The organism is Rhodoferax sp. (assembly GCF_023701345.1).
In the GTDB taxonomy this organism is placed as follows: Bacteria; Pseudomonadota; Gammaproteobacteria; order Burkholderiales; family Burkholderiaceae_C; genus Rhodoferax.
Genome location: NZ_JAMPXE010000043.1, coordinates 1 through 24277, shown reverse-complemented (window position 1 = coordinate 24277; position 24277 = coordinate 1). Strand labels below are relative to the sequence as shown.

Here is a 24277-nt window from a genome sequence, read left to right as displayed (position 1 = left end):
TGCGTGATTTCATTGCTGAAAATGGCAAGATCATCCCCGCCCGCTTGACGGGTACACGCGCTATTTTCCAGCGCCAGCTCAACACGGCCATCAAGCGCGCCCGCTTTTTGGCGATGTTGCCTTACAGCGACCAGCACAAGATCTAAGGACCACAACCATGCAAATCATTCTGCTCGACAAGGTGGTGAACCTTGGTAACCTGGGTGAAATCGTTCGTGTTAAAGACGGATATGCCCGCAATTTCCTGATTCCTTCTGGCCGCGCCCGTCGTGCCACCGAGTCTGCCAAACATGAGTTCGAAGCACGTCGTGCCGAGCTCGAAAAAGCCGCCGCAGCCAAATTGGCTGAATGCCAGGCCGTTGGTGAAAAGCTGGCCGGTATCACCTGCAAGCTGACCCAAAAGGCGGGTGTGGATGGCCGCCTGTTTGGTTCTGTGACCAATGCTGACATTGCAGAAGAACTGACCAAGTCAGGCTTTGCTGTGGCCAAGTCTCAAGTTCGCATGCCCAATGGCCCGATCAAGACGGTCAGTGACAGCACGGTCAGTGTGGCGCTGCACACGGACGTGGTGGTTGATATTACCGTTTCGGTTTACGGCGAAACCGCCTGATACCGCTTCGTTCAAAAAAACCGCCAGTGGCAACACGGGCGGTTTTTTTTGCTTGAATGGCCGAATGGACGCGGCGTTGTTATGAAGTTGTCAGGCCTTTGAACAGCATATAAGCCGCCAGAAGATACAAAATGCTGGCAAAGATGCGTTTAAGGCGTTTGACCGGGAGCTTGTGTGCGGCTTTGGCGCCCAGGGGAGCAGTTAAAACGCTGCAACTCGCAATGACGAGCAAACCCGGCAACCAGATATAACCCATTGAGTAGGGCGGCAAATTCCCGAGGCTCAATCCACTCAAGATGTAGCCTGTCGTGTTGGCCAGGGCGATTGGAAACCCCAGCGCGGCAGACGTGGCAACAGCGTTGTGGATCGAAACATTCACCCAAGTCATGAACGGTACGCTGATAAAGCCGCCACCGGCACCTACCAGTCCGGAGAAAAAACCAATCACCGAGCCGGCGCCGAGCAAGCCAACTGTCCCGGGAACTTCCCGACTTGGCGGCGGTTTTTTATCGAGAAACATCTGTGTCGCAGAAAAACCGACAAACAGCGCAAAGAAAATGGCCAGCGAGGACCCTTTGAGCAGGGAAAAAACACCCATGCTGGCGAGCATGCCACCCAGAACAATGCCGGGTGCCAGTTTTTTAACCAGATCCCAGCGCACAGCCCCCCGTTTGTGATGGGCGCGGACACTGGAGATGGATGTGAAAACAATGGTCGCCATCGAGGTGGCAATGGCCATCTTGATGGTCAGTTCAGGCGCTACGCTACGGTTGGTCAGGATGATGCTCACGAATGGCACCATGATCATGCCGCCACCAATGCCAAGAAGACCAGCCAGAAAGCCCGTACACAAGCCGAGTGTCGCCAGTTCAGCAATCAAAAGGGGTTCAAGGAACATGGGAAAACGCAGTGAGTAGGGTGCCTGCGCATGTCACCGGGTCCGCATCCTGAACCGGGGTTCAGGTGGGCGAGGTCAGTCTGTGTCTTGGGTTCATCTGACGCGAGACGATCACGCTGACAAGACAATGTTCCAAGCCCGAGCTCTTAGAGCATTGGTTCAAGGAAATATAAAACCCGGCATACACGGCAGGCAAATTGATTGTAGTGTTGCCAGGGCTTGCTGTGGCAAGAAATTCATGAAAATGATGCAACGATCAAGGTCGCGCAATCAGTACGTATATTTCATTGACCTTGATCATGCCGAGTTCCATGCGCGCCTTTTCCTCAACCATTTCAAGTCCCTCTTTCAAATCACGAACTTCAGCAGCAAGTTGCTGGTTGGTCTGGGCCGCTTGCTGGTTAAGCTCGGCTTGCGCTTTGAGTTGCATTTGCAACTGGGTCACGTTGGGAATGCTGCCGCGCCCCCACCACAATTGCCCGTGGAGTATCACGAGCAATGCGATCAGGGAGAGCATCACCGAACGTGAGCCCATGGCAGGCTTTAGCGCAGGTTGTAAAAGGCCGCGCGACCTGGGTAGCTGGCGATCTCACCCAGGTCTTCTTCAATGCGCAGCAACTGGTTGTATTTGGCCATGCGGTCGGAGCGGCTGAGCGAGCCCGTTTTGATTTGCAGGGCGTTGGTACCCACTGCGATGTCGGCAATGGTGGAGTCTTCGGTTTCTCCCGAACGGTGGCTGATGACCGCCGTGTAGCCTGCTTTTTTGGCCATTTCGATGCAGGCAAAGGTTTCGGTCAAGGTGCCGATCTGGTTGATCTTGATCAGGATCGAATTGGCAATGCCCTTGTCGATGCCTTCTTTGAAGATTTTGGTGTTGGTGACAAACAGATCGTCGCCCACAATTTGCACCTGTTTACCCAGGCGATCAGTCAAAACTTTCCAGCCGTCCCAATCGCCTTCGGCCATGCCGTCTTCAATGCTGATGATCGGGTATTTGTCAACCCAGGTGGCCAACATATCGGTCCAGGCTTCAGCACTCAAAACCAGGCCTTCGCCTTTGAGGTGGTACTGGCCGTCTTTGTAAAACTCGCTGGCGGCACAATCCAGGCCAATGGCAATTTGCTCACCCGCGGTGTAGCCGGCCTTGTCGATCGCCTGCAAGATCAACTGAATCGCGGCCTCATGGTTTTCCACACTGGGGGTAAAGCCACCTTCGTCACCGACGGCGGTGCTCATGCCTTTTTCGTCGATGATTTTCTTCAGGGCATGGAACACTTCAGCGCCATAACGCAGGGCTTCCCGGAAGCTGGGTGCGCCCAGCGGGATGATCATGAATTCCTGCAAGTCGAGGCTGTTGTTGGCGTGCGCGCCGCCATTGATCACGTTCATCATCGGTACCGGTAGCTGCATGCCACCCATGCCGCCGAAATAGCGGTACAACGGCAAGCCGGATTCTTCAGCGGCAGCCCGGGCCACGGCCATGGACACGGCCAGCATGGCGTTGGCACCCAGGCGGCTCTTGTTCTCCGTGCCATCGAGTTCAATGAGAGTTTTGTCCAGAAAGGCTTGTTCGGACGCATCCAGCCCGAGCACGGCCTCAGAAATTTCGGTGTTGATGTACCCAACAGCTCTCAGAACGCCTTTACCCAGGTAGCGGGTTTTATCACCATCACGCAACTCGATGGCCTCACGGCTGCCTGTGGAGGCGCCAGACGGTACCGCAGCGCGGCCCATGGTGCCAGATTCCAGCAACACATCGCACTCGACCGTGGGATTGCCACGGGAGTCCAGAATTTCACGACCAACAATATCAACGATTGCACTCATGGGTTTCTTTCTTTAAAAACAAGGTTCAAGTGGACAATAGCCTGAGCACTCTGCTCAAGCTGCAAAATGATTCTCAAGAAATCCGTGCCGTTTGGTCACTTGGTCCAGTGCCAACAGGGTTTCAAGCAAGGCTTTCATGTGTTTGAGCGGCACGGCGTTGGGGCCGTCGCTCAGCGCTTTGGCGGGGTCCGGGTGGGTTTCCATGAACAGACCCGCCACACCCACTGCGACGGCCGCACGCGCCAGCACGGGAACCATTTCGCGCTGGCCGCCGCTGCTGGTGCCCTGGCCGCCGGGCAATTGCACCGAGTGGGTGGCATCAAACACCACCGGCGCACCGGTGTCGCGCATGATGGCCAGCGAGCGCATGTCGCTCACCAGGTTGTTGTAGCCAAAACTGACACCTCGTTCGCAGGCCATGAAGTTGTCTTCAGGCAGTCCTATTTCACGGGCGGCAGCGCGGGCTTTGTCGATCACATTCTTCATGTCACCGGGCGCCAGAAACTGTCCCTTTTTGATGTTGACGGGCTTGCCGGACTGCGCCACGGCCCGAATGAAATCGGTCTGGCGGCACAAAAAAGCCGGGGTTTGCAACACGTCAACCACCGCCGCCACCTGGGCGATCTGGTCTTCCGAGTGAATATCAGTGAGCACTGGCAAGCCCAGTTCGCGCTTGACCTTGGCCAGAATCTCAAGGCCCTTGTCTATGCCAGGACCCCGAAACGTGCCACCGCTGGAGCGGTTGGCCTTGTCAAAACTGCTTTTGAAAATGAAGGGAATACCGAGGCTTGTCGTGATTTCCTTCAAGGTACCGGCCGTGTCCATCTGCAATTGCTCGGACTCAATGACACAGGGGCCGGCAATCAGAAAAAATGGCCGATGCAAGCCGACATCAAAACCACACAGCTTCATCAGGCCACCGCCTTCAGGGTGTTGGGCAGTTTTTGATGCTCCAGCGCGGCCCGAACGAAGGCATTGAAAAGGGGATGCCCGTCCCACGGTGTGGACTTGAACTCCGGGTGAAACTGCACACCCACAAACCAGGGATGGACGTCTTGCGGCAGTTCCACAATTTCTGTGAGGTGCTCACGCTGCGTCAGCGCAGAGATCACCAGGCCCGCCTGACGCAGCGTGTCGAGATAATTGACATTGGCTTCATAGCGATGGCGATGGCGCTCGGTGACCACATCGCCATAAATTTTGTGGGCCAGCGTGCCTTTGGTCACATCAGAGCTTTGCGCACCCAGGCGCATGGTGCCGCCCAGGTCGGAGTCTTCGTTGCGGGTCTTGATGCTGCCGTCCTCGTCTTTCCATTCGGTGATCAGGGCAATCACGGGCTGGGGCGTGGCGGGGTTAAATTCAGTGCTGTTGGCCTCGGTGAGGCCGGCCACATGGCGCGCAAACTCGATGGTGGCGACCTGCATGCCCAAACAGATGCCGAGGTAGGGCACCTTGTTTTCCCTGGCAAAACGGGCCGCGCATATTTTACCTTCCACGCCGCGCACGCCAAAGCCACCTGGCACCAGAATCGCATCGAACTTGGCCAGCCGCGCGACGTTGTCGGGGGTGATGGTTTCGGAGTCGATGTAGTCGATCTTGATGCGTACATGATTTTTCATGCCGGCATGGCGCAAGGCTTCGTTCAGCGATTTGTAGCTGTCGCTCAATTCCACGTATTTGCCCACCATGACGATGTTGACGTCGCCTTGCGGGTGGGCTGTTTCATACACCAGCTCGTCCCAGCGCTTGAGACTGGCGGGCGGCGTGTTCAGGCGCAACTTGTCGCAGATCAGGCCATCCAGACCCTGTTCATGCAACATGCGCGGCACCTTGTAGATGGTGTCCACGTCCCACATGGAAATCACACCCCACAGCGGCACATTGGAGAAAAGCGAAATTTTTTGCCTTTCTTCCTCGGGAATCGGGCGGTCGGCGCGGCACAGCAGGGCGTCTGCCTGAATCCCGATTTCACGCAATTGTTTGGCGGTGTGCTGCGTCGGCTTGGTTTTGAGCTCGCCCGCTGCGGCAATCCAGGGGACATAACTCAAATGCACAAAAGCGCTGTTGTTGGGGCCCAGTTGCAGGCTGAGTTGGCGTACCGCCTCCAGAAAGGGCAGCGACTCAATGTCGCCGACGGTGCCGCCAATTTCCACAATGGCCACATCAACCGCCTCCGGGGTGCCAAAACCGGCGCCGCGCTTGATAAAGTCCTGAATTTCGTTGGTGACGTGCGGGATGACCTGCACCGTTTTGCCAAGGTAGTCACCCCGGCGCTCTTTTTCGAGCACGCTTTTGTAGATTTGACCCGTGGTGAAATTGTTGGGTTTCTTCATGCGCGTTTCAATGAAACGCTCATAGTGACCCAGATCAAGATCAGTTTCGGCGCCATCGTCCGTTACAAACACCTCGCCATGCTGGAATGGCGACATGGTGCCGGGGTCCACATTCAGATAGGGGTCGAGCTTGATCAGGGTAACTTTGAGGCCGCGCGATTCGAGGATCGCAGCCAAAGAAGCGGAAGCGATTCCCTTGCCAAGGGAAGACACTACACCGCCGGTGACGAAGACAAATTTGGTCATGTCAGAGTGAGTTTTGAACTCGGGAAGCTGGTAAAGCGAGATTATAGGGGGCGCCTTCATGCCTTCTTCTCGGTCTGTTACATTGCTGCGCATGAAAGATTTAGCTGGAAAACACATTGTTTTGGGTCTCTCGGGTGGTATTGCCTGCTACAAGTCAGCCGAGTTGTGCCGTTTGCTGATCAAGGCCGGTGCTACGGTGCAGGTGGTCATGACGCAAGCGGCAGAGCAATTCATGACCCCGGTCACGATGCAGGCCCTGAGCCAACGCCCGGTCTATGGTTCGCAGTGGGACACACGGGCAGCCAACAACATGGTGCATATCAACCTGTCGCGCGATGCCGATGCCGTGGTGATAGCTCCTGCCAGCGCCGACCTGATCGCCAAGCTGGCCCAGGGCCAGGCCGATGATTTGCTCAGTTTGATGTGCCTGGCACGCCCGGCAGACCGGGTGCCCCTGTTGATCGCGCCGGCCATGAACCGCGAAATGTGGCAACACCCCGCGACCCGGCGCAATGTGGCGCAGGTGCAGCTTGACGGCGCCCGGGTGCTGGGTGTGGGCCATGGTGACCAGGCGTGTGGCGAAACGGGCGATGGCCGAATGCTGGAGTCGCTTGAGTTGCTGGACGAGCTGATCGCCTTTTTTCAACCCAAAGTATTAAGCGGTCAGCATGTGCTGGTGACGGCAGGCCCCACGTATGAAGCGATTGACCCGGTGCGTGGCATCACCAATCTGTCGAGTGGCAAGATGGGGTTTGCCATTGCCCGCGCCGCGCGTGAAGCCGGTGCCATGGTGACCCTGGTGGCCGGGCCGGTGAGCCTGCCCACGCCGCGTGGCGTCAACCGGATCAATGTGAAATCAGCTCTGGACATGTTGGCCGCTGTGACAGGACAAGCGGATAAAGCCAGTGTTTTTATTGCGACCTCGGCCGTGGCAGACTGGCGCCCCGCCAACGCCTCGGCGTCAAAAATCAAGAAAGACGGCAGTGGTCAGCCCCCGGAGTTGCACTTTGTCGAAAACCCCGACATCCTGGCCACGCTGGCACAGTCGGAGCGAGGTAGGAGCCAGTCGCTGTATTGCGTGGGTTTTGCTGCCGAAAGCCACGACCTGTTGGCCAACGCCCAAGTCAAGCGGCAACGCAAGGGTGTGCCGCTGCTGGTGGGCAACATTGGCCCCGATGCTTTTGGTCAGGATGACAACGCCTTGTTGCTGGTTGATGAAACCGGCACCCGTGAGATGTCGCGCGATACCAAGCTCTCGTTGGCGCGTCAACTTATCGCTGAAATTGCCCAACGCCTGGGTGCTGGAGCCTCTGCATGATGAAGATTGATGTCAAAGTGATCGACCCGCGCATGGCGGACCTGCTGCCCGCCTATGCCACGCCCGGCAGTGCCGGTCTGGATTTGCGCGCCTGCCTGGATGCGCCGCTGACGCTGGCAGCCAATGCCTGGCAACTGGTGCCCACCGGCATTGCGATCTATCTGCATAACCCCGGTTTTGCCGCGATGATTCTGCCGCGCTCCGGCCTGGGTCACAAGCACGGCATCGTGTTGGGTAATTTGGTCGGCCTGATCGACAGCGATTACCAGGGCCAATTGATGGTCAGCGCCTGGAATCGCAGCGATGTCGCGTTCACCATCGAACCCATGGAGCGCATTGCGCAACTGGTGATCGTGCCGGTGGTGCAGGCGCAGTTCAATGTGGTGACCGAGTTCCCGGCCAGCGAGCGTGGTGAAGGCGGTTACGGCTCAACAGGCAAAGCCTGAGCGGTCGAGGACTCTATTGCAGTAAATCGCTGCCCGGCGCCATACTGTGCACGGGCGTGATCTTGAAAAAGCCGGTGCCCGCACTGCCACAGCCAATTTCGGCTTCGGTGGCTTCCCGCACAGCGCGCACCTGCAGTGTCAGATGCAGTCCAATGCCGGCGAGCGGATGGTTTCCGTCCAGCACCACATGTTCGGGGTAAATGTCGGTCACGGTGTAGAGCACATCTTGCGGCATGTCCGGGGTACAGCCTGCGGGCAGGGCGGTGCCCTCGAACGTCATGCCTTCCTCGAGCTCGGTTGGAAAGAGTTCGCGGGGTTCCAGAAAGATCAGTTGGTCGTTGAACTCGCCAAAGCCCTGCTCGGGCTCGATGTGCAGGTTCAATGTGGCTCCGACCGTGTGGCCTTGCAGCGCGGTTTCAATGACTTCGAACAAGTCACCGCCCCCCACCAAAAACTCCACAGGCTCTTCGAGCACGTCCAGTTCCTCACCCAAAGAGTCCTTGAGTGTCCAAGTTAAAGCGACGACGCATTGTTGTGTGATTTCCATACGAGAATTGTCGCAGACAAAAAACCGATCGGAGAACCCCATGGATGTCACCCAAGCGCTGCCTTTATTAGGCGGTATCAGCCCCCAAGTGTTCATGAAGCGCTACTGGCAAAAGAAGCCTCTGCTGGTCAGGCAGGCTATCCCCAACTTCAAACCCCTGCTGGACCGCGCACAACTGTTTGAACTGGCCGCCAACGAAGATGTCCAAACTCGCATGGTGATTCAGGAGCCAGGCAGCAAGCCGGGATGGCGCTTCAAGCACGGGCCGTTTCAGCGCCGTGCCTTGCCACCCCTGAAACAGCCGGGTTGGACGATTTTGGTGCAGGGCGTCGATTTGCACCATGACCGCGTCCATGAATTGATGAACGAGTTTCGTTTTGTGCCCGATGCCCGGCTGGATGATCTGATGATCAGTTTTGCCACTGATGGCGGTGGCGTCGGGCCGCACTTCGACAGTTACGACGTGTTTTTGTTGCAGGCCCAGGGCCAACGACGCTGGCGCATTGGTCGCCAGAAAGATTTCAGCTTGCAGCCCGATGTTCCCTTGAAAATCCTGGCCAACTTCGAGCCTGAAGTGGCGTACGTGCTGGAGCCCGGTGACCTGCTGTATTTGCCACCGCGTTATGCTCATGACGGCATTGCTGTGGGTGAATGCATGACCTATTCCATTGGTTTTCGTATTCCCAACCGGGCCGAGCTGGCACAGGAGCTGCTACAACGCTTGGCCGAAGAGGCCGAGGAGGCGGTGGGTGTGGATTTGTACCGCGATCCCGATCAACCCGCCGTGGATCAACCTGCTGAAATTCCGGCCAGGATGCTGGAATTTGCCCAGGATGCGTTGCAAGACGCCCTGCAGGATAGCCAAGCCCTGGCACGCGGCCTGGGCGAATACATGACCGAGCCCAAGCCCAATGTCTGGTTTGAAGCGCGTACCGAGTCGGCTGATGATACGAAGGCATTGAAAGCGCAGGGGATCCGTCTGGACCGTCGTACCCGCATGATGTTTGATGCTCACCATGTTTTCATCAATGGCGAGAGTTTCAGTGCCTCGGGTAGGGATGTCACCTTGATGCGTGCTTTGGCCAATGCACGCTATTTGACGGGTCGGGATGTAGCAAGGCTCAGTGCGCAAGCGCTTCTTTTGTTAGCTTCATGGTGTTCTGCAGGGTGGCTGGATGTTCAATCTGGAGATGAATTACGAATGTAATAGATTGTTGCAAACATATATTGAGTTATCAGTCAAGCGTAAAAACCAGTAGTTCCAAACTATAATTTGCCCCCAAGCCGGTAAACATTAAGTTAACCGGCCTGGTTTTGTGGGGCACCACAAATCAATTTCCGGAAATTGTTTTTTTATCAGGTACTACACATGAATAAATCTCTCGTTCTGATCGCTGTGATCGCTGCTGCTGCTCTGGCTGCCTGCGGCAAAAAAGAAGAAGCTCCTGCACCTGCACCGGCTCCCGTGGAAGCACCTGCTGCTGCTGCTGCTGTGGTTGATGCTGCTGCTACTGCTGCCGCTGCTGCCACCTCTGCTGCCGACGCTGTTGCAGTTTCTGCTGACGCTGCTGCTGATGCTGCCAAGAAGGCTGCTGACGCTGCTGCCGAAGCTGCCAAGGCTGCCGCTTCCAAGTAATCAGCTTTTTGCTGCTTCAAAAAAGCCACCTTCGGGTGGCTTTTTTTGTGGTGCGTTGAAGGTGCTCACGCGAATGGCTTGATTACAGTCTGTGATAAGAAAAAAAGTTCGGTCCAGGTTCAGACGTAGTAAAGGATTAGGAAACCCAACAGCAGGACCAACACCCACAAGGCCATGCTTCTGGTGGACCAGGTTCGCGCAAACTGCCCATCCTGGCGATGCTGGTAAAGCACCAGTGCCGTGGATTCCATGATCAGCACATAGGCAGCGTGGACCAACATGTTCCACGCCTTGACCAGTGGCATGCCGACCTTGCACAACAGGGTAGGCAGCAAGATGCGCCAGAGCCAATCCGTATCGAGGGTGATGGTCAGCGTGCGTTTCAGGTAGGGCAGCATGACAAAGAATGCCAAGCCCGAGAACAGCAGCAACTGCAGCTGTGTCACCACATGGGCTCCGGTATAGGGCACATAGTTCACGCTGTAGGGCAGAAGCGCATAAAGTAGTTCAGGCCAGACACCCAGGGCGATGCAAAGAAAAGAGAAGACGACCATGGCCCAGCGCATGCTCACTGGCGGTTCGGACGGGCGCAGCCCCGAGTCTTTCTGGAAAAAAACAAACCAGGGAAATTTGATGCCGGCATGCAGAAACACGCCGGCCGAAGCGGCCGTCAGCAACAGCCAGACCCACAGCAAGTGGCCATCGAGTGCGGCCTGCGAGACCATGGATTTTGAGACGAAGCCGGAGGTGAGCGGGAACGCCGAAATCGCCAGCGCACCGATCGTGCCGCAAGCTGCTGTCAGGGGCATGGTGCGCACCAGACCACCCAGCTCGGAGCACCTGCGTTTGCCCGTCATTTGCATGACCGAGCCCGCCGACATCAGTAACAGTGCAACGTAAATGACGCCGGCAAAAGCCTGCGCGGCCGCACCGTTGAGAGCCATCTCGGTGCCAATGCCGATGCCGACCATCATCAGACCGCCTTGGTTGACGATGGTGTAGGCCAGGATACGCCGTATGTCGTTTTCAAGCAGACCGTAAATAATGCCGTAGAAGGCCATGAACAGGCCGAGCCAGATCAGCAGCTCGGTGCCCGGAAAGCCACGAATCAGCACATACACCGCGGTCTTGGTGGTGAATGCCGACAGGAACACGGTGCCGCTCCAGGAGGCCTCAGGGTAGGCATCAGGCAACCAGGCCGACAGTGGCGGTGCAGCGACGTTGATCAGAAACCCGATCAGAATCAGCCAGTGTGCCGGCGAGTCAAGCATCATGCGCGTGAAAGTCACATCCCCGGTGTTGACGATGTGACCGGTGACACCGGCAAACAGCACCACGCCACCCAACAGGTGGATCATCAAGTAGCGCCTGGCTGCTCGGTAAGCACTCTGCGTGCCCTGGCTCCACAACACAAGTGTTGAGCCAACGGCCATCAGTTCCCAAAAGACGAAGACCGTGATCAGATCCCCGGCCAGGGTCACGCCGATGGCAGAGCCGGCATAAACAAACGCCGCTGGCACTTCAAGGCGGCTTTTTTGCGATATCGCGAACAAGCCGCCGCCGGCTGCCATGAGCGAGAAGATGGTGGCAAACAGGCGCGATAGCTTGTCGCCTTGCAGTGGTGTGATGGTGTAGTCCAGAAAGCGCAGTTGCCAGGCGGGTCCGTCAGGCACCTGCCACACCAGCGCCAGTACGACCAGTGGCAAAGCCACGATGGCAACCGAGCGCACCGCACCGCGCAACAAAGGCAGCAGCAGGGCGCCAACAATGAGCACCAGCCCGGGATGAAACAAAACCTCAGTCATTGTCTTTGCCGTAATAGGTGTCAGGTCGTTTCAGCACTTGTGCCAAACCCATGGCAATAACAGCCAGAAAGGCGCACATCAGCAAGCCAAACCAGGCGTTAAAACCAAAGACGGACTCAATCGCAAAATGCGGGTGCATGGAAACCAGAAACTCAGCCAGCACCGTGAGCACGAGCGCAAGCAGAAAACCGCGCCACAACAGTTTGATATGGCGGGGCTGATCCAGCCAGTGGTTTTTTTCATCCATTGGTTTCGTCCTTACGGGTTGATCATTTGACGGGCCAGCGCCAACGGCACGTCAGGAAAGAAAAACAACAGCACCGTTGCTGCGGCCGTGACAGTCAAGGCGATCACCATCGGCAAGGGTGCTTCTCCGTGTGGATGGCCATGCGGATCGGCGGGCGGCGCGACAAAGAAGGCGCGGTAAACAATGGGCAGGAAATAACCAGCATTGAGCAGTGTGCTCAACACGATAACCATGACCGCCAGCCAGTGCTGGCTGGCCATGGCACCCGACAGCATGTACCACTTGGAAATAAAACCTGCCGCCGGGGGCAGGCCGATCATCGACAAGGCCGCGATGGCAAATGCGGCCATGGTCCAGGGCATGCGCCGGCCGATGCCGTCGAGCTGGCTGACCTCGGTTTTGTGGGCCGCGGTGTAGATGGCGCCAGCGGCAAAGAAGAGTGTGATCTTGCCAACGGCGTGGGCTGCAATATGCATTACCGCACCCACCAGCGACAAGGGCGCCAGCAGGGCGGCGGCCATCGTGACGTAAGACAGCTGGCTGACCGTGGAGTAGGCCAACCGACGTTTCAGGTTGTCTGCCGTCAGCGCCACCACAGAGGCCGCAATGATGCTGAACCCGGCCACGGCCACCAGCCAGTTGGTGGCGCCAGCTGTTGCCAGGGTGTCAACGCCAAACACGTACACCATCACCTTGACCACGCTGAAGACACCGGCCTTGACCACGGCCACCGCATGCAGCAGTGCCGACACTGGCGTTGGTGCCACCATGGCGGCGGGTAGCCAGCGGTGAAACGGCATCAGCGCCGCTTTGCCGATGCCGAAAACGCACAAGCCCAGCAACACAGCCAACTCGCCGGGTTGGAGCTTGTCGGCCAGGAGGCCGCCCACCGTGAAGTCGGTGGAACCCGCGATGTACCAGATGAAGACCAGGGCCGGCAGCAGGAAAACGGTGGACGTGCTCAACAGCAGACCGAGGTAAACACGCCCGCCGTCGCGCGCTTTTTCAGTGCCGGCGTGGGTGACCAGAGGGTAGGTGCTGAGCGTCAACACTTCGTAGAAGATGAACAGGGTAAACAGGTTGCCCGAAAAAGCAATGCCCATGGTGGCGGCAATTGAAAGCGCAAAGTAGACGAAAAATCGTGTCTGATGGGCTTCCTTGTTGCCACGCATGTAACCGATCGAGTACAGCGAGTTGACAATCCACAAGCCAGAGGCAATGAGCCCAAATAGCATGCCGAGCGGCTCGACCTGAAATGCAATGTCCAGGCCCGGCAGCAAGCTGAACAAGACCAGGCTGGGGCGCACGCCAGCCATCACCAGCGGCAGCAGCGTCAACACCACCGCCAGCAGCATGGCGGCGGTGGACAAGGTGATGGCTTCGCGCAGATTGGGTAGACGCCTTGCCAATGAGATCAATATAGCGCCCGCCAGCGGCAGCGCCATGGACGCCAGGATGGCTTGTTCGGGTGTCAGCATCAGCGAGAGCCCCCAATCAGTGCCGCAGCAGCGTCAGCGGCGGTGCCGATGGTGAACGAAGTGTCGAGTCCGAAATACACAATGGCAAGCACCAAAATAGCGGTGGGAACCGACATCAACCAGGGCGTAGGTGCGACATTGGCCGTGTCCTGGCGCGGCTCACGCAAATACGCTGCTTCGACAAAACGCCAGACATAAACGGCGGCCAGCAGGGACGACAACACAATCATGAAGACCAGCCACCACTGGCCTTTTTCCAGCGCTGCCAACAGCAAATACCACTTGCTGATAAAACCGGCCGTGCCCGGCACGCCCATCAGGGACAGTCCGCCGATCACAATGCCAAAGCTGGTCAGTGGCATGCGCTTGCCAAGACCCTGCACCCGCGCCAGGCTGGTGCCACCTACGCCGAGTGCGACACACCCCAGCAGCATGAAAATGGCGCCCTTGGTCACACCATGGTTGAACAGGTGCACGATGCTGGCGGTCAGGCCGCTGACCGAGTTAAATGACAGGCCGAGAATGATGTAGCCGATTTGCGCCACGCTGGAATAGGCAAACAGCCGCTTCAGGTCGGTCTGAAAAATGGCGATGGTGGACGCAGCAAACATGCCGGCCAGCGCCAGCACCAGCATCATTTGCGCCATCGGCAGCTTGGCAAATACCGCTGATTCACCAAACACTGTGAAATAGAAGCGCAGCAGCACATACACCGCCACCTTGGTGGCCGTTGCCGCCAAAAAGGCCGACACCGCCGAGGGTGCATAGGTGTAGGCATTGGGTAACCACTGGTGCAGCGGGAACAGCGCCAGCTTGAGCGAGACGCCTACGGTAATGAAGGCCAATGCTGCCAATACCGGCCGCGTGCCCTGTACCGAGGCAATACGCAGCCCCATGTCAGCCAGGTTCAGCGTACCTGTCATGAGGTAAAGCAAGCCGATCCCGATGACCAGAAATGAGGCGCCGATGGAACCCATGAGCAGGTACTGGTAAGCTGCAAACAGCGCCCGGCGATCGCGTCCGAGCGCAATCAACGCATAGGCCGACAGCGAGGAGACTTCCAGGAAAACAAAAATATTGAAAGCATCACCGGTGATCACAATGCCGAGCAGCCCGGCCAGGCACAACACAAACATGGTGTAAAAAAGATAGTGCTGTGGTGGCGGTACTTCGGCTTCGATGCTGGCACGACTGAAAGGCAGCACCAGGGCGGCAATGCCGGACACCAGCACCAGCATGAAAGAGTTCAAACGGTCAATCCGGTATTCGATGCCCCAGGGTGCCGGCCAGCTACCGATGGCGTAACTGATGGTGCCGCTGCTGGCAACCTGCAAGCACAACAGGACCGAGATCGCCAGGGCAATCCAGCTTGCCACCAGCGCCACGGCGAATGCCACACTGCGCCGGCGCAGCAAGACCGTGAGTGGTGCCGCGATCAGGGGAACAACAACTTGCAATGCAGGCAGGTGCTGGGCCAAATTCATGTTGCGTTACCGTCGCCTTCTGATTGGGTTTCCAGGTCCAGGATGTCATCTTCTTCGATGGTGTCGTAGGCCTCGCGAATGCGCACCACCAGGGCCAGACCCAATGCCAGGGTCGCCACCCCCACCACGATGGCCGTCAGAATCAGGACGTGGGGCAGGGGGTTGGAATAAACCGTGAATGCGTCACTCAGGATGGGTGCTGTGCCGCCAATCAGTTTGGCAGGTGCAATGTAGAGCAGATAAACCGAGGTCTGAAAAATACCGAGGCCGATCAGTTTCTTGATCAGGTTCGTGCGCGAGGTGACAATGAACAAGCCCGCGACCATCAGAAATATCGTGATGAAATAGGTGAAGTGACTGCCCAGTGTCATGGTGGTCGTTGCGCCGCTCATTCTTCGTCCACCTTGCTGCGGTCAGCGAACATGTAAAAAATTTTCAGCATGACACCCGATACCGTGGTGGCCACGCCCACCTCGACCCAGAAAATGCCGCGATGCTGGCCGAGCACCGGGTTGGGGTCGAGCACAAAGTAATCAAGGTAATTGCCGCCCAGCAGCAAACCCGCCACGCCGACCCCCGCGTAGATCAGGACACCAATCGCCATCATGGATTCCACCAGGGGCTCGGGAACCACTTTGCGGGCATCGGCCAAGCCATAGATCAGGGCATAAAAAATAACTGCAGCCGCCAGAATCACGCCCGCCTGGAAACCACCACCCGGACCAAAGTCGCCATGAAACTGCACATACAGGGCAAACAGCAAAATGAACGGGATCAGCAGCTTGGCAATCACCCGCAGGATCAGGTCGTTTCTCATAGCTTGCGTCCCTTGCGGCGACGTCGCAACAGGGCGACAACCCCGGCGCCGGCGGTGAAGACTACCGTGGTTTCGCCCAAAGTATCATAGCCACGGTAACTGGCCAAGACGGCTGTGACCACATTGGGGACGTCGACCTCTTGCTTGACCTCGTTAAGATATCGTGGTGCAACATGTGTGTGAATCGGTGCCTTGGGGTCCGAGAATTCAGGCAGGCCAAGGGTGCCGTAGACCAACATGCCGCCGACAGACAGTGAGACCAAAAGCGGCAGAAATGGTTTGTTGGGTGGATGAGCCTCTTCACTTTTCCCCAGATAGAGCGCACCCAGCAAGAGAACAGTCGAGATGCCCGCGCCCACGGCTGCTTCGGTCATGGCCACGTCAACCGCGTCCATGGCCACCAGCACGGTGGCCATCAGAAAGCTGTAGATGCCGCTGAGCACAATCACGCCAAACAGGTTGCGACTGCGGATGATGACCAGAACACTCACCGCCATCATTAACATCAGCACGTTGATGATCAAGGTTTCGATGGTGTTTTCTCCTCAACGGCTAACAGCGGCTTGAGCCCTCGCACCATGGCGGCACGTGCCAGCGCATGCGTGGCTGTCGGGCTGACAAACAGGATCATCACGCCCAGCATGAACAGTTTGACGGTCACCAAGGTGAGCCCCGCCTGCAACATCAGGCCCAACAAGATCAGGCCAGCACCCAACGTTTCGATCACGCTGGCGGCATGCATCCGGGTATAAAAATCTGGCATGCGCAGCAAGCCAATGGCGCCCACAATGCAAAAAATACCGCCAAGCGTCAAGCTCAACCAACTCACAATCGTGATGAATAAATTCATGCGGTGGGCTCTTCTTTTGCAGTGGACTCTTCTTTTTCATCACCCGGGTCGCCCAGATCCCCGCGCCGGAAATACTTCAAAACCGCAATTGTGCCGATCACATTCAACAAGCCGTAAACGATGGCCAGATCCAAAAACTCGGGACGCCCGTTCAGGAACCCCAGGACCGCCAGCAGCAGCATTGCCACCGTGCCAATGGTGTTGGCTGCCTGCGCCCGGTCGAAAACCGTTGGTCCCAAAGTGGCGCGCGCCAGGGCCAGTGCCAGTGTGACCAGCAGCGCAATGGCGGCGACCGAGAACATCAGGCCTTGCCCTCGCAGCCTGTGACACGCCGGTCCATTTCACTGTCCACTACGCCATGCGCAGCGGTGCGGGTCAGGCCGTGCACCAAAAATTCTTTGGCATGGGCATCAATCGTGATGGTGCCGGGTGTCAGCGTGATGGAGTTGGCGTGCAGCACCAGGCCGACATCCGTTTTTTGGGAAGGCTTGAAGCGCACCAGCGTCGGGCTGATGGGTAATTTGGGATGCACAATGATTTTGCTGACATCCCATCCCGATTTGAGGATTTCCTTGAAGAGCCAGACCCAATAGATCAAGGCACGAGGCCCCAATTGGACCGGGTGCCCTTCATCGTCAACGACGTTCATGCGTCGTGCAAACCAGGTCACAGCCAACGCACAACCCACACCCGACGCCAGCAAAAATGGCGTAAAAAAGCCTGACAGCAAGAGCCAGAAGAGGTATAAAAAAGTGAACAGGCTGAAGGAACGAATCACGGGAATGAATGTTGAAATTTTTGAATTTGCGCGATTGTAGACAAGTCTGAAATGGTATTGATACCGTCAAAATCGAGTGTAGAAATTCAGGAAAATAGTGGCACGGGGAAGAGCCTCAAGGTGTCAAAAATCCCATTTGATCGAGGACAATGGTACTTTAAAAAATCATGCTTCACGCATTTCAACCGTGTCAGGAGTCTTAAGATGAAACCGAATATTTTGGTTGCGCGTGCTGTTTTTCCGGAAATATTGACGCTGCTGGAGCAGCATTTTCATGTCACATCCAATCAGGAAGATGTGCTTTGGACCCCGGCACAGCTCATCGAGCAGTTGCAAGGCAAGCAGGGTGCGTTCACCACTGGCAGCCAGCGCATTGATGCCGACCTTTTGGCGGCTTGTCCCGATCTCAAAATCTGCGCCAATATGGCCGTGGGTTACAACAACTTTGACCTCGATGCCATGACCGCTGCCGGCGTGCTGGCCACCAACACCCCCGATGTCCTGACCGAAACCACCGCCGATTTTGGCTTTGCGCTGGTCATGGCCACGGCCCGGCGCATGGCGGAAAGCGAGCGGTTTTTGCGTGCCGGTTTGTGGAACAGTTGGCGCTATGACATGTTCGCCGGCTCTGATGTGCACGGCAGCACGCTTGGCATTTTTGGTATGGGGCGCATTGGTCAGGCCATCGCCAGGCGTGGCGCGCACGGTTTTGGCATGAAAGTCATCTATCACAACCGCTCACGCCTGGACGCCGCCACCGAGTCGGCTTGCGGCGCGACCCTGGTCAGTAAAACGGAGTTGTTGCAGCAGTCTGACCATCTGATTTTGGTATTGCCATACTCACCCGAGGCACACCACGCCATCGGTGCAGCGGAATTGGCACAAATGAAACCCACCGCCACGCTGATCAACATTGCGCGTGGCGGCATCGTGGACGATGTCGCTCTGGCCTCCGCCTTGAAGCAAGGCACCATTGCCGCGGCAGGACTCGATGTGTTCGAGGGTGAACCCAGGGTGCATCCGGATTTGTTGACCGTGCCCAATGTGGTGCTCACGCCGCACATTGCCAGCGCCACCATGCCCACCCGCCTGGCCATGGCGAAACTCGCCGCTGACAACCTGATCGGCTACTTGGTGCACGGCAAAGCCTTGACGCCGCTGAACCCGCAGCTTGTGAAGGCTTGATGCACGGCACGGTCAAATTGATGCAAACCGGGAAAAATTAAACGTGAACGATCTCCTTGTCTGGTTCCTGCTGCTGATTGGCGTCCTGAATACAGTCGTTCTGTTTTTTGTCTTCATGCGGCTCGCCAGGGACGAGACGTCCGCTGCCGAGCCTCTGATGCAGCAAGTCAAGGAGAGCACGGATCGGCTGGAGCGCGAACTGCGCCGGGACATTCTTGAGGCTTCTCGCGACAGCCGCCAGGAACTCGCGCTGACTCTTTCCACTTTTCAGCAAACCCTGGTGCAACAGGGCGCCGAGGCCACGCGCACGCAAAACACGCAAATCGATGCCTTTGGACAGCAACTGGCCTTGCTGCAAAAAAACCTGCACGACACGCTCACCAACCAGTTGTCCGGGTTGAGCGAGTCCAACGCCCGGCGCATGAGTGAGATCCGTGAAACGCTCGAAAAGCAGCTGGCGCAATTGCAGACCAGCAATGCGGGCAAGCTCGATGAAATGCGTGCCACGGTCGACGAAAAGCTGCAAAGCACGCTGCAGTCGCGTTTGGGTGAGAGCTTCAAACAGGTGGCCGATCGGCTGGAGCAGGTCCACAAGGGCCTGGGCGAAATGCAGACCCTGGCGCAAGGCGTGGGTGACCTCAAGCACCTGCTCACCAATGTCAAGACACGCGGTATTTTTGGCGAGGCGCAACTGGCATCGCTGCTGGAGCAGGTGTTTGTGCCTGACCAGTACGCGGCGCAGGTGGCGACGCGGCCGGGCAGCAAAAATGTGGTTGACTTTGCTGTCCGGTTGCCGGGCCGGTCCGATTCAGGTGTCCCCTTGTGGCTGCCGATCGATGCCAAGTTCCCCAATGAGGACTACGAGCGCCTGCTCGATGCCCAGGGCCGTGCCGATGCGCCGGGGGCAGAATTGGCTGCCCGTGCTCTGGAACAGCGCATTCGCCTGGAAGCCAAATCAATCGCTGAAAAATACCTGGAGCCACCGTTCACCACCGACTTTGCCATTCTGTTTTTACCCACCGAAGGCCTGTACGCCGAGGTGCTGCGCCGCCCCGGCCTGATGGCGTCCTTGCAGCGCGACAGCCGGGTCACGCTGGCGGGGCCAACCACCTTGCTGGCCATGCTGAGTTCGCTGCAAATGGGCTTCAGAACTCTGGCGCTGGAGAAGCGCTCCAGCGAAGTCTGGCAGGTGCTGGGCGCCGTCAAAACCGAATTTGGCAAATTTGGCGATGTGCTGGCCAGGGTCAAGTCGCAAACCGAGACCGTGCTCAAAACCATTGACGGCGCGCAAACCCGCAGCCGGGCCATGGGACGAGCGCTTAAAAATGTCGAGGCTTTGTCTGACACCCAAAGCGCTGCGCTGATCGTGCACGACACTGATTTCGACAGCGCAGAAGGGCCTGCGCAGTCGTGACTGCTGCCATCGCCCCGCTGGGCTCGGTGGCGCTGGCCCGCCTGATCGGCGGGCATATCAGTTTGCACGCCTGCATGGCGGGGATGCGTCTGGCCGCTCCGCTGATGGCGCTGCGCGAGGGGCACAGCGCCCTGGCGGTGGGCTTGTTGCTGTCCTTGTTTGCCCTGACCCAGGTGTTTTTGGCACTGCCTGCCGGTCGTTATGCGGATCGCAACGGATTCAAACGACCCGTGGGTATTTGCGTGCTGGCCGCCAGTGCGGGTGCCGGGCTGGCGGTAGCATTTCCAATCTTCCCTGTGCTGTGCCTGAGCGCCCTGATGACCGGCGGTGCCACCGGCGTGGCGTCCATCAGCCTGCAGCGCCATGTCGGGCGCTCGGCGCAAAACAACACCGAGCTCAAGCGCATGTTCAGCTGGCTCTCGATTGGCCCGGCGCTGGCGAATTTTGTCGGTCCGTTGATGGCCGGTTTGCTGATTGACCTGGCTGGTTTCCGGGTGGCATTTTTTGCGCTCGCCTGTATGCCCCTGATGACCTGGCTGTGGGTGCGCCATACCGTGGAGCTGCCCCCGGTACCGGTCAAAACCGGTGCAGGCAAGGGGGGCGCCTGGGATTTGCTCCGTGATCCGATGATCCGCAGGCTGATGCTGGTGAACTGGTTGCTGTCCTCCTGCTGGGACGTTCATACTTTTGTGGTGCCGGTGCTGGGGTATGAGCGCGGCTTGAGCGCCTCGGCCATTGGGGCGATTTTGGGCAGCTTCGCCCTGGCCGCAACGGCCGTCCGGGTTGCCTTGCCGCTGTTGGCGGCCCACTTGCATGAATGGGTGGTGGTGACCACGGCCATGCTGGCCACCGCCGTGCTGTTTGCGATTTACCCGTTCATGCCCGACGCGCTGACGATGGGCCTGTGCTCTGTGTTATTGGGCGTTTCGCTGGGCTCGGTGCAGCCCATGATCATGAGCACCTTGCACCAGATCACGCCCGAGGCACGCCATGGCGAGGCCCTGGGCTTCCGTTTGATGGCCATCAACGCGTCCAGCGTCCTGATGCCCATGCTGTTTGGCAGCGCGGGCGCCGTGATGGGCGTGTCGTTGGTGTTCTGGACGGTAGGTGCCAGCGTGGCGGCCGGGGCGCGCTCGGCCTGGCACTTGCGCCCGCCCGCTCACAAACCGTAAAAATCCTTGATCACCGCCCAGGCGGCTTCAGGCTCATCCACATACTGGAACAGCTTGAGGTCTTCCGCGGCGATCGCGCCTTCCTCGACCAGGGTGTCGATATTGATCAGGCGTTTCCAGTACTCGGTGCCATACAGCACGATGGGCACGGGCTTGGCCTTGCGGGTCTGCACCAGGGTGATGACTTCAAACAGTTCGTCCAGCGTACCAAAGCCGCCGGGAAAAGCCACCAACGCCTTGGCGCGCATCATGAAGTGCATTTTGCGCAGCGCAAAGTAGTGAAACTTGAAGCTGAGGGTGGGCGTGACGTAAGCATTGTGCTTTTGTTCGTGGGGCAGGGCGATGTTCAGCCCGACGCTCGGAGCGCCCATTTCATGCGCGCCACGGTTGGCGGCTTCCATGATGCCGGGGCCTCCGCCGGTAGCAATGAACAGGCGCTCCTCGGGTCGGCGATGCATGCTGTAACCAGCCACCAGTCGGGCAAACAAGCGTGCCTGGTCGTAATAGCGGGCGTTACGCACCAGCCGATGCGCCACAGCCAGAGCACTGGCGTCACCGCTGAGTTGTGCCTCGTAGAGGCTGTTCTTGGCGTCTTCCGGTGCTGGAAAGCGGGCGCTGCCAAACACCACCACCGTACTTTCGATACCCTGCTCAGCCTGGTCCAGATCAGGCTTGAGCATTTCCAGTTGAAAGCGAATGCCGCGGGTTTCCCGGCGCAGCAGGAACTCGGGGTCGGCAAATGCCAGACGGTAGGCATCGGCTTCCAACGGGTTGCCTTGGTCGGCGTAATTTTGCAGTTCGGCCCAAGCATCTGCCAGGCGACGTTCGGTCAGGTGCTGGGGCGTATTCTTGATTTGATTCATGGCGGTCATTGTGGGTGAAAATAGTGACAGAATTAATTGGTTAATTGGGGTCAGATTCCAATTAATTTCGGGCGCCATTGATGGCAGCGGCAAGGGCGTTGGCCATGCAGACGGCATTGCTGGGATGTATCACACAATCGGTGCTCCAGACTTCACCGATGCCCGCGTCCTGCATCACCTGCAGGGCCTTGCCCGAGAACAGAGCGTGGGTGACCGCCACATCGACCGACGCGGCACCCGCTGCCAGCAGCAGTTGGGCTGCGCGGGCGACGCTATGCCCCGTGCTGGCCACATCATCGAGCAGAACCACCTGTCGCCCAGCCAGCGCCACATTGGGCAGCGCAACATCGACGTCCCGGTCGCCGTGGCGCACCTTGCGGCATACCGCGTGATCAAAGGCGTGGCGTTGCGCCGCCAGCGCGACCCACTGCGCCGATTCTTCATCGGGTCCGATGAGCAAAGGCCGCTGTCGCCGCGCTGCAATCCAGTCCGAAAGCAACGGTGCTCCGCTGAGAACCACTGCATGGGCCACGGGCACGGCTTGCTGCAGGGTCGCGACCCGGTGCAGGTGCGGGTCGACGGTGATCACCGCGTCAAACAAGTCCGCGATGAACTTTCCGACAATGCGCTGGCTGATGGCCTCGCCGGGGCGAAAGGCCATGTCTTGGCGCATGTAGGCCAGATACGGTGCCACCAGCGTCAGGTGTTTTGCGCCGAGCGTGCGCGCGGTCTGCGCCGCCAGCAGCAGTTCAATCAGTTTGTCATTTGGGTCGTTCAGCGTGCGCAGAATCAACACCTGTGCGGGCAAGGCATCGGGCAGGCGCAACTTGATTTCACCATCGGGAAAACGGTGCCGCTCCACCATGATGGCTGTCCGTTGGGCCGCCTGTGCCAGGCGTGTGGCGCTGTTCAACTCATCTTCAAAGTACAACAGCATGGCATCAGAACTCCACAAAGACATGCGGCACCTCGCTGGCCTTGCCCAGGGTGTAGCCGTTGGACCTGGCGCTGGCCTGGCGCGCGAAGCTCAGGTCGCTTTGATAGCTGGCATGGACCCGGTACAAAAGGTCTCCCGCCATCACGGCATCCCCCAGCTTTTGAAACAGGTCGATGCCCGCACCGGCCACTTTGGGCGCACCGGCCAAGCGGGCGATGCGGGCCACCTGCAAATTGTCAATATTGGTGACCACACCGTCTGTGGGCGCGCGGACCTCGAAGGTCAGCAGCGCAAGGGGTGGATTGTTGTAGTCAAAATCCTTGGCGCCCTGGGCCGCAATGATGGCGTTCATCTTCGCGAGCGCGCGGCCCGAATCCAGAATATCGCGTGCGATCGAAAAACCGTCGCCGCCACGCACATCGGGATGGCATTCAATCAGCCGTCCGGCCAGGCGCAAGGCTTTTTGCCGCAGGTCGTTGGGTGCTTGCGGGTCGTTCTCCAGCACGCGCATCACGTCGCGCGCCTCCAGCATCGGGCCAATGCCGCGTCCGATCGGTTGACGCCCGTCGGTGATGACCACATCGAGCGACAGGTGCAGGCGACTGGCGACATATTCGAACAGTCTGCGCAGCCGCTGCGCCTCGGGCATGGAGCGCACTTTGGCGGTCGGACCAATCGGGATGTCAAGCACCAGATGGGTCGAGCCGGCAGCGATTTTTTTCGACAGGATGGAGGCCACCATTTGTCCGGGTGAGTCAATGGCCAGCGGTCGCTCCACCGCAATCAGCACATCGTCAGCCGGCGACAGCTTGGCGGTACCGCCCCAGGCCAGGCAGCCGCGGTGATCCCGCACGATGTCTGCCAATTGCTCGAAAGGCAGCTCCACATTGGCCAGCACTTCCATGGTGTCGGCGGTACCGGCGGGCGAAGTGATGGCACGCGACGATGTTTTGGGACAGAGCAGGCCGTGTGCGGCAACGATCGGCACCACCAGCATCGACGTGCGGTTGCCGGGGATGCCGCCAATGCAGTGTTTGTCCACCACCAGGGTGTCATGCCAGTCGAGTTTTCTGCCGCTGTCAGCCATCGCTTCGGTCAAAAAATAGACTTCCTCGCGGTCCAGTTCATCGCGGTTGGTGGCGACCACAAAGGCGGTCAGTTCGATTTTTGAGTAGTGAAGCTCGGCGATGTCATTCACGATGCCCTGAAAGTCTTCACGACCCAGGCGTTCGCCCGCAATTTGTCGGTAGAGCGCGCCGATCGAGGCGGGTGGCTCGGCCTGCGCCACCGACACCACATGGCCTTGCGGGAGAGCAAGCTGTAAAAAGGCATCTTCAGAAAGCCCCAGTTCATGGCAACCCACGATGGCGGCGTCATCGACCACGT

28 protein-coding genes are annotated in these 24277 nt (G+C 58.3%); 9 read left to right on the top strand and 19 right to left on the bottom strand.

What is annotated here, in order from left to right:
- A partial coding sequence (gene rpsR / locus NDI87_RS08020) for a 30S ribosomal protein S18 (protein ID WP_296274569.1) occupies positions 1-146 on the top strand: 146 nt, incomplete at its 5' end.
- A gap of 11 nt (positions 147-157) precedes the next feature.
- Positions 158-610, top strand: a complete 453-nt coding sequence (rplI, locus tag NDI87_RS08015; protein ID WP_296274565.1) for a 50S ribosomal protein L9 — start codon at positions 158-160, stop codon at positions 608-610.
- Positions 611-689: 79 nt separating this feature from the next.
- Here rplI and NDI87_RS08010 read toward each other — a convergent pair whose 3' ends face one another.
- The 5 genes from NDI87_RS08010 to NDI87_RS07990 form a co-directional block, all read right to left on the bottom strand.
- Positions 690-1508, bottom strand: a complete 819-nt coding sequence (locus NDI87_RS08010) for a sulfite exporter TauE/SafE family protein (protein ID WP_296274564.1) — start codon at positions 1506-1508, stop codon at positions 690-692.
- Positions 1509-1764: 256 nt separating this feature from the next.
- The gene (locus NDI87_RS08005; RefSeq protein ID WP_296274563.1) at positions 1765-2043 is read right to left on the bottom strand and encodes a septum formation initiator family protein; all 279 of its coding nucleotides are present in this window, start codon (positions 2041-2043) and stop codon (positions 1765-1767) included.
- Between the two features lie 8 nt (positions 2044-2051).
- On the bottom strand, positions 2052-3335 hold the full coding sequence (eno, locus tag NDI87_RS08000; protein ID WP_296274561.1) for a phosphopyruvate hydratase: 1284 nt from the start codon (positions 3333-3335) through the stop codon (positions 2052-2054).
- 54 nt (positions 3336-3389) lie between these two features.
- Positions 3390-4247 carry a 3-deoxy-8-phosphooctulonate synthase gene (gene kdsA, locus NDI87_RS07995; RefSeq protein WP_296274559.1) on the bottom strand — a complete coding sequence of 286 codons (858 nt, stop codon included), beginning with the start codon at positions 4245-4247 and terminating at the stop codon, positions 3390-3392.
- The gene (locus tag NDI87_RS07990; protein ID WP_296274556.1) at positions 4247-5914 is read right to left on the bottom strand and encodes a CTP synthase; all 1668 of its coding nucleotides are present in this window, start codon (positions 5912-5914) and stop codon (positions 4247-4249) included. Before NDI87_RS07990 ends, kdsA begins: the two co-directional genes overlap by 1 nt.
- Before the next feature lie 91 nt (positions 5915-6005).
- Here NDI87_RS07990 and coaBC point away from each other — a divergent pair, with 91 nt between their 5' ends.
- Together coaBC and dut are read left to right on the top strand one after the other, a co-directional pair.
- Positions 6006-7232 carry a bifunctional phosphopantothenoylcysteine decarboxylase/phosphopantothenate--cysteine ligase CoaBC gene (gene coaBC, locus NDI87_RS07985; protein ID WP_296274553.1) on the top strand — a complete coding sequence of 409 codons (1227 nt, stop codon included), beginning with the start codon at positions 6006-6008 and terminating at the stop codon, positions 7230-7232.
- Positions 7232-7678 (top strand): dUTP diphosphatase, encoded by a 447-nt coding sequence (gene dut, locus NDI87_RS07980; protein ID WP_296274568.1) that lies wholly within the window; start codon positions 7232-7234, stop codon positions 7676-7678. Before coaBC ends, dut begins: the two co-directional genes overlap by 1 nt.
- Positions 7679-7691: 13 nt before the next feature.
- Here the strand turns inward: dut and NDI87_RS07975 are convergent, their stop codons facing one another.
- The gene (locus tag NDI87_RS07975; RefSeq protein WP_296274551.1) at positions 7692-8225 is read right to left on the bottom strand and encodes an FKBP-type peptidyl-prolyl cis-trans isomerase; all 534 of its coding nucleotides are present in this window, start codon (positions 8223-8225) and stop codon (positions 7692-7694) included.
- A gap of 40 nt (positions 8226-8265) precedes the next feature.
- Between NDI87_RS07975 and NDI87_RS07970 the strand changes: the two genes are divergently transcribed.
- Both NDI87_RS07970 and NDI87_RS07965 read left to right on the top strand, forming a co-directional pair.
- A complete protein-coding gene (locus NDI87_RS07970) occupies positions 8266-9432 on the top strand; it encodes a cupin domain-containing protein (protein WP_296274548.1) in 1167 nt (388 codons plus the stop codon).
- 292 nt (positions 9433-9724) lie between these two features.
- Positions 9725-9943, top strand: a complete 219-nt coding sequence (locus NDI87_RS07965; RefSeq protein WP_296274547.1) for a hypothetical protein — start codon at positions 9725-9727, stop codon at positions 9941-9943.
- 37 nt (positions 9944-9980) lie between these two features.
- Here NDI87_RS07965 and NDI87_RS07960 read toward each other — a convergent pair whose 3' ends face one another.
- The 10 genes from NDI87_RS07960 to NDI87_RS07915 are packed head-to-tail and all read right to left on the bottom strand — an operon-like array spanning position 9981 to position 17320.
- Positions 9981-11666 carry a Na(+)/H(+) antiporter subunit D gene (locus tag NDI87_RS07960; RefSeq protein WP_296274545.1) on the bottom strand — a complete coding sequence of 562 codons (1686 nt, stop codon included), beginning with the start codon at positions 11664-11666 and terminating at the stop codon, positions 9981-9983.
- Positions 11659-11913, bottom strand: coding sequence for a hypothetical protein (locus tag NDI87_RS07955; protein ID WP_296274543.1), 255 nt, complete (start codon positions 11911-11913; stop codon positions 11659-11661). The genes NDI87_RS07960 and NDI87_RS07955 overlap by 8 nt, the downstream gene beginning before the upstream one ends.
- Positions 11914-11924: 11 nt before the next feature.
- Positions 11925-13391 (bottom strand): monovalent cation/H+ antiporter subunit D family protein, encoded by a 1467-nt coding sequence (locus NDI87_RS07950; RefSeq protein WP_296274541.1) that lies wholly within the window; start codon positions 13389-13391, stop codon positions 11925-11927.
- On the bottom strand, positions 13391-14875 hold the full coding sequence (locus NDI87_RS07945; RefSeq protein WP_296274540.1) for a monovalent cation/H+ antiporter subunit D family protein: 1485 nt from the start codon (positions 14873-14875) through the stop codon (positions 13391-13393). Before NDI87_RS07945 ends, NDI87_RS07950 begins: the two co-directional genes overlap by 1 nt.
- On the bottom strand, positions 14872-15267 hold the full coding sequence (locus NDI87_RS07940) for a cation:proton antiporter subunit C (protein WP_296274538.1): 396 nt from the start codon (positions 15265-15267) through the stop codon (positions 14872-14874). The genes NDI87_RS07945 and NDI87_RS07940 overlap by 4 nt, the downstream gene beginning before the upstream one ends.
- A complete protein-coding gene (locus NDI87_RS07935) occupies positions 15264-15692 on the bottom strand; it encodes a Na(+)/H(+) antiporter subunit B (RefSeq protein ID WP_296274536.1) in 429 nt (142 codons plus the stop codon). Before NDI87_RS07935 ends, NDI87_RS07940 begins: the two co-directional genes overlap by 4 nt.
- Positions 15689-16216, bottom strand: coding sequence for a DUF4040 domain-containing protein (locus tag NDI87_RS07930; protein ID WP_296274535.1), 528 nt, complete (start codon positions 16214-16216; stop codon positions 15689-15691). The genes NDI87_RS07935 and NDI87_RS07930 overlap by 4 nt, the downstream gene beginning before the upstream one ends.
- A complete protein-coding gene (gene mnhG / locus NDI87_RS07925; protein ID WP_296274533.1) occupies positions 16213-16542 on the bottom strand; it encodes a monovalent cation/H(+) antiporter subunit G in 330 nt (109 codons plus the stop codon). Before mnhG ends, NDI87_RS07930 begins: the two co-directional genes overlap by 4 nt.
- Positions 16539-16844: a monovalent cation/H+ antiporter complex subunit F gene (locus tag NDI87_RS07920; protein ID WP_296274531.1), complete on the bottom strand. Its 306-nt coding sequence runs from the start codon at positions 16842-16844 to the stop codon at positions 16539-16541. Before NDI87_RS07920 ends, mnhG begins: the two co-directional genes overlap by 4 nt.
- The gene (locus NDI87_RS07915; RefSeq protein WP_296274530.1) at positions 16844-17320 is read right to left on the bottom strand and encodes a Na+/H+ antiporter subunit E; all 477 of its coding nucleotides are present in this window, start codon (positions 17318-17320) and stop codon (positions 16844-16846) included. The genes NDI87_RS07920 and NDI87_RS07915 overlap by 1 nt, the downstream gene beginning before the upstream one ends.
- Positions 17321-17524: 204 nt before the next feature.
- Between NDI87_RS07915 and NDI87_RS07910 the strand changes: the two genes are divergently transcribed.
- The 3 genes from NDI87_RS07910 to NDI87_RS07900 all read left to right on the top strand — a co-directional run bounded on the left by NDI87_RS07910 (position 17525) and on the right by NDI87_RS07900 (position 21091).
- On the top strand, positions 17525-18505 hold the full coding sequence (locus NDI87_RS07910; RefSeq protein WP_296274529.1) for a D-glycerate dehydrogenase: 981 nt from the start codon (positions 17525-17527) through the stop codon (positions 18503-18505).
- A gap of 43 nt (positions 18506-18548) precedes the next feature.
- Positions 18549-19919: a DNA recombination protein RmuC gene (rmuC, locus tag NDI87_RS07905; RefSeq protein ID WP_296274528.1), complete on the top strand. Its 1371-nt coding sequence runs from the start codon at positions 18549-18551 to the stop codon at positions 19917-19919.
- A gap of 83 nt (positions 19920-20002) precedes the next feature.
- Complete coding sequence (locus tag NDI87_RS07900) at positions 20003-21091, top strand: MFS transporter (RefSeq protein ID WP_366028533.1); 1089 nt, start codon at positions 20003-20005, stop codon at positions 21089-21091.
- Here the strand turns inward: NDI87_RS07900 and NDI87_RS07895 are convergent.
- The 3 genes from NDI87_RS07895 to NDI87_RS07885 all read right to left on the bottom strand — a co-directional run.
- Complete coding sequence (locus tag NDI87_RS07895) at positions 21079-21954, bottom strand: TIGR00730 family Rossman fold protein (RefSeq protein WP_296274527.1); 876 nt, start codon at positions 21952-21954, stop codon at positions 21079-21081. The two genes, NDI87_RS07900 and NDI87_RS07895, sit on opposite strands and share 13 nt — an antisense overlap.
- A 61-nt stretch (positions 21955-22015) precedes the next feature.
- Positions 22016-22915, bottom strand: coding sequence for a ribose-phosphate diphosphokinase (locus NDI87_RS07890; protein WP_296274526.1), 900 nt, complete (start codon positions 22913-22915; stop codon positions 22016-22018).
- On the bottom strand, positions 22896-24277 hold a 1382-nt coding region (locus NDI87_RS07885; protein WP_296274525.1), incomplete at its 5' end, for a thymidine phosphorylase family protein. The genes NDI87_RS07885 and NDI87_RS07890, both read right to left, overlap by 20 nt.

What these genes read in the sequence shown, in the direction of transcription:
- rplI (WP_296274565.1), top strand. Translation starts at nt 158, where the DNA reads ATGCAAATCATTCTGCTCGACAAGGTGGTGAACCTTGGTAACCTGGGT.
- NDI87_RS08010 (WP_296274564.1), bottom strand. Translation starts at nt 1,508, where the DNA reads ATGTTCCTTGAACCCCTTTTGATTGCTGAACTGGCGACACTCGGCTTG.
- NDI87_RS08005 (WP_296274563.1), bottom strand. Translation starts at nt 2,043, where the DNA reads ATGGGCTCACGTTCGGTGATGCTCTCCCTGATCGCATTGCTCGTGATA.
- eno (WP_296274561.1), bottom strand. Translation starts at nt 3,335, where the DNA reads ATGAGTGCAATCGTTGATATTGTTGGTCGTGAAATTCTGGACTCCCGT.
- kdsA (WP_296274559.1), bottom strand. Translation starts at nt 4,247, where the DNA reads ATGAAGCTGTGTGGTTTTGATGTCGGCTTGCATCGGCCATTTTTTCTG.
- NDI87_RS07990 (WP_296274556.1), bottom strand. Translation starts at nt 5,914, where the DNA reads ATGACCAAATTTGTCTTCGTCACCGGCGGTGTAGTGTCTTCCCTTGGC.
- coaBC (WP_296274553.1), top strand. Translation starts at nt 6,006, where the DNA reads ATGAAAGATTTAGCTGGAAAACACATTGTTTTGGGTCTCTCGGGTGGT.
- dut (WP_296274568.1), top strand. Translation starts at nt 7,232, where the DNA reads ATGAAGATTGATGTCAAAGTGATCGACCCGCGCATGGCGGACCTGCTG.
- NDI87_RS07975 (WP_296274551.1), bottom strand. Translation starts at nt 8,225, where the DNA reads ATGGAAATCACACAACAATGCGTCGTCGCTTTAACTTGGACACTCAAG.
- NDI87_RS07970 (WP_296274548.1), top strand. Translation starts at nt 8,266, where the DNA reads ATGGATGTCACCCAAGCGCTGCCTTTATTAGGCGGTATCAGCCCCCAA.
- NDI87_RS07965 (WP_296274547.1), top strand. Translation starts at nt 9,725, where the DNA reads ATGCTGCTGCTACTGCTGCCGCTGCTGCCACCTCTGCTGCCGACGCTG.
- NDI87_RS07960 (WP_296274545.1), bottom strand. Translation starts at nt 11,666, where the DNA reads ATGACTGAGGTTTTGTTTCATCCCGGGCTGGTGCTCATTGTTGGCGCC.
- NDI87_RS07955 (WP_296274543.1), bottom strand. Translation starts at nt 11,913, where the DNA reads ATGGATGAAAAAAACCACTGGCTGGATCAGCCCCGCCATATCAAACTG.
- NDI87_RS07950 (WP_296274541.1), bottom strand. Translation starts at nt 13,391, where the DNA reads ATGCTGACACCCGAACAAGCCATCCTGGCGTCCATGGCGCTGCCGCTG.
- NDI87_RS07945 (WP_296274540.1), bottom strand. Translation starts at nt 14,875, where the DNA reads ATGAATTTGGCCCAGCACCTGCCTGCATTGCAAGTTGTTGTTCCCCTG.
- NDI87_RS07940 (WP_296274538.1), bottom strand. Translation starts at nt 15,267, where the DNA reads ATGAGCGGCGCAACGACCACCATGACACTGGGCAGTCACTTCACCTAT.
- NDI87_RS07935 (WP_296274536.1), bottom strand. Translation starts at nt 15,692, where the DNA reads ATGAGAAACGACCTGATCCTGCGGGTGATTGCCAAGCTGCTGATCCCG.
- mnhG (WP_296274533.1), bottom strand. Translation starts at nt 16,542, where the DNA reads ATGAATTTATTCATCACGATTGTGAGTTGGTTGAGCTTGACGCTTGGC.
- NDI87_RS07920 (WP_296274531.1), bottom strand. Translation starts at nt 16,844, where the DNA reads ATGTTCTCGGTCGCCGCCATTGCGCTGCTGGTCACACTGGCACTGGCC.
- NDI87_RS07910 (WP_296274529.1), top strand. Translation starts at nt 17,525, where the DNA reads ATGAAACCGAATATTTTGGTTGCGCGTGCTGTTTTTCCGGAAATATTG.
- NDI87_RS07900 (WP_366028533.1), top strand. Translation starts at nt 20,003, where the DNA reads ATGCGTCTGGCCGCTCCGCTGATGGCGCTGCGCGAGGGGCACAGCGCC.
- NDI87_RS07895 (WP_296274527.1), bottom strand. Translation starts at nt 21,954, where the DNA reads ATGAATCAAATCAAGAATACGCCCCAGCACCTGACCGAACGTCGCCTG.
- NDI87_RS07890 (WP_296274526.1), bottom strand. Translation starts at nt 22,915, where the DNA reads ATGTCTTTGTGGAGTTCTGATGCCATGCTGTTGTACTTTGAAGATGAG.